The sequence below is a fragment of the Collinsella sp. AM44-11 genome (assembly GCF_003467145.1).
Taxonomy (GTDB): domain Bacteria; phylum Actinomycetota; class Coriobacteriia; order Coriobacteriales; family Coriobacteriaceae; genus Collinsella.
The window spans coordinates 1-2,242 of record NZ_QSFE01000030.1 but is presented as its reverse complement, the minus strand read 5'-3'; the positions used below and the strand labels follow the sequence as shown (position 1 = coordinate 2,242).

Sequence of the window (2,242 nt, the reverse complement as noted above, 5' to 3'; positions counted from 1 at the left end):
GTCGCTATTTAGGGCGTCCAAGATTTGGGACGCAGTTCAATTTGAACTGCCAGCGGGCTTTTTGTTGGCGAGTGCTGCTGCCGGCATTACGCCTCGCGCTCGACCTCGCTCACACACTCATTTTTGATGGTACCGACGAGCGCCTGCAGCGCATCGACCACATGCGGGCGAATGTCCCCGCCAATGAGCACGAGCATGATGTCGTCGCCCACGGTAAGCTCGCCGCTCGCCAGCCACACGCGCACATAGCCGATACCCGGCATCGCGCGCGTTGCCTCGATAGCGGCCTGCACCTTTTCGGCATCGAAGCCAAACACCATGCCGCCCACCTTATGTCCAGGCGCCACACCATCTGTCTCGACCCCACGCACCTCGGACTTAGGCGTCGCACGCACCACACCGTTATGCGTCAGGTACATACCGCACGCAGATGCCGACGAATCGGCCTTGGCCTCGCGCAGCCAAGCATCAATCGAAGGCATCGGTTTGCCACTTTCAAGCATCATTTCTCCTTTTTACCGTCGTCGAGTAGCTCATTTGGGACGGGGCTTTTTAGCTACTCTTGAACAACTTATTCCTCGACCGGCGTGAGCACCATGACGGCGCGCGTATTGCTAAATGACAGCGAGCGGCAGGTCACAAGCGTTACGACCTTGGTTGCCGAAGCGGCACGATCGGTGGCATCGCTCGCCACGGCAGAGGCACCGGCAAGCATCTCGGACAGGTAATTCTTCAGTCCGTCATCGCCCTCAAAGTTGGGCGTGCGCGCCTTGGCATACGTGTCCTCGACCACCTTGGTCGCCAGTGGGCGCAACTTATACGTCGCATCGCGCGTAATGTAGTACACGTATTCTATGCTGTCGAACGTCGCCTGATCGGTCGTACCCGAAATCACGTTGAACATCGAACCGTCGTTCATGTGATGACCGTAAATCGTGGTCTGCTGATCCACCATGCCCGGCGCGGTGTCGTCGCTATCCAAGAAGATGGCTCCCGAGGCATTGGCGGTGCCGTCGAACAGCGTGTTGAGGTACTTGGAGTTGTTGTTGGTCTGTACCACGGGGTAGTTGATGTTGGTGCCGGGCGCGTAAATCCAACCCACAACCTCGGGATTTGTCTGGGCAAGCGCATTGAAGTCGATAATCGGTACGCCGCTGGCGTCCTTGTCGCTCACATATTGTTTTTCGATCTTTTGATACGACTCGCTCGCCTGCTTGTAGCCAATCTGCGCGTTGATAAAGATGGCGGCCGCAGCAACGATTAGGCCGATGCCGATAATGATGAGCAAGATGGGGATAACGGAGCGACGCTTTTTGCGCGGCGTCTCGGTATAGCTCGATGGCGCGGTATGCGCCGAAGAGCGAGGTGACTTCTTGGCCGTACTGTATGACGAAGGGCGATATGCAGCAGGAGTATCCTGACGGCGATGCTTCGCCGGCGTCACGGGGCGCGGCGCGCGCGGCTGCTGAGGAGAGGATGTCCGACCCTGCTGCGGCGCGCGGGCCGCTCCCGACGTGGCTGGATCGGGAATCCGAGAAGCCGAAAAACGCTTTCCCTGATAGTCGGACATGGCTCTCCTTATGCTGCAAATGGACTGGCAGATCGCTTAGGCGTCAGCCATCTCCTGCTTCATCTTCTCGATAACCTTGCGGTACTCGGGGTCGCAGGCGCCCAGAATCTGCGTGGCGTAAATGGCAGCGTTCTTGGCACCGTTGATGGCCACACAGGCAACGGGCACGCCCGAAGGCATCTGCACCATCGACAGCAGCGAGTCCATACCACCAAGATCGCTCGTCTTCATAGGCACGCCGATGACCGGCAGCGGCGTAAAGGCCGCCACGACACCGCCCAGGTGAGCAGCCTTGCCGGCAGCAGCGATAATCACCTTGATGCCGCGGTCAGCAGCAGTCGAGGCCCACTCATGGACCTTCGCCGGCGTACGGTGCGCGCTTGCAATCACGAGCTCATAGGGCACGCCTAGCGCCTCGAGCTCGGCGGTGCAACCTTCCATAACGCCCAGATCGGACTTGGAGCCCATGATGATCCCGACAACCGGCTTCTGATCTGCCATAAACAAAGACCTCCTGTTGAGAGCGGTGACGCAGCGAATCCGCGACCCTTAACTACTGAGAGTAGTATAGCTGCTCCCGTCCCTGCGGTCCCCGGGTGCCCCGCGGCGGGCCGGGTTTTTATCTTCGCTCCCCTTGCTTCGCAAAGTCGCTCCGATAATAAACCCGGCCCG

At 59.3% G+C, this 2,242-nt stretch carries 3 protein-coding genes; all 3 read right to left on the bottom strand.

Features of this window, described 5'->3' with window-relative positions:
* Nucleotides 1-86 precede the first annotated feature (86 nt).
* The 3 genes from DW943_RS10275 to purE all read right to left on the bottom strand — a co-directional run bounded on the left by DW943_RS10275 (nt 87) and on the right by purE (nt 2,071).
* Nucleotides 87-506, bottom strand: a complete 420-nt coding sequence (locus DW943_RS10275; protein ID WP_233543663.1) for a molybdenum cofactor biosynthesis protein MoaE — start codon at nt 504-506, stop codon at nt 87-89.
* Nucleotides 507-571: 65 nt separating this feature from the next.
* Nucleotides 572-1,570, bottom strand: a complete 999-nt coding sequence (locus tag DW943_RS10270) for a class B sortase (protein WP_117862976.1) — start codon at nt 1,568-1,570, stop codon at nt 572-574.
* A gap of 36 nt (nt 1,571-1,606) precedes the next feature.
* Nucleotides 1,607-2,071, bottom strand: a complete 465-nt coding sequence (purE, locus tag DW943_RS10265) for a 5-(carboxyamino)imidazole ribonucleotide mutase (RefSeq protein ID WP_006235810.1) — start codon at nt 2,069-2,071, stop codon at nt 1,607-1,609.
* Nucleotides 2,072-2,242 lie beyond the last annotated feature (171 nt).